The organism is Vibrio sp. 1580 (genome assembly GCF_033340055.1).
Window position 1 is genome coordinate 1 of sequence record NZ_JAWOVT010000580.1, and the last position, 558, is coordinate 558.

Consider the following 558-nt stretch of genomic DNA (forward strand, 5'->3'; position numbering starts at 1 on the left):
CGCAGAATCTAAAATTCTCCATGTTCTTGGCTTACTAAAAAGTGGGATCAACTTGTTAGCCAAATACACTAATCCATAAAACCAGATCCCTGATGCAATCAGTGCCCCTATAACAAACAATAGTTTTTCATCAGGTTCCATTTGAGCAGTCACACCACCAAGGATCACCACCGTATCCAGATAGACATGTGGATTTAAAAAAGTGATAGCCATCGCCATTAAAACGACTTTTAACCAACTCTGGGCAATGTCCGAATTTTCCAACTCTAGGTGACTTGAACCATTCCATGCTGATTTTGCAGATTGGTAGCCATACCAGAAAAGAAATACTACGCCGCCAAGAGTCAAAAGGTCTTTCCATAATGGTGCTTTATAGAGCAGTGTCCCTACACCAAGTACACCAGTACTGATCAGTAGAATGTCTCCAAGAAAGCAGATAGTGGCAACGGACAGTGCGTATTGCTTTTTTAATCCGCACTTTAATAGAAACGCATTTTGGCTACCGATTGCGACAATCAAACTTCCAGAAACAACGGCACCCGTTAACAAAGTATTTAT

1 protein-coding gene is annotated in these 558 nt (G+C 41.0%); it reads right to left on the bottom strand.

The window, feature by feature from the left end; translation table 11 throughout:
- Nucleotides 1-558, bottom strand: a 558-nt coding sequence (locus tag R7093_RS27265; RefSeq protein ID WP_318147283.1) for a LysE/ArgO family amino acid transporter, incomplete at both ends; no start/stop codon positions are given.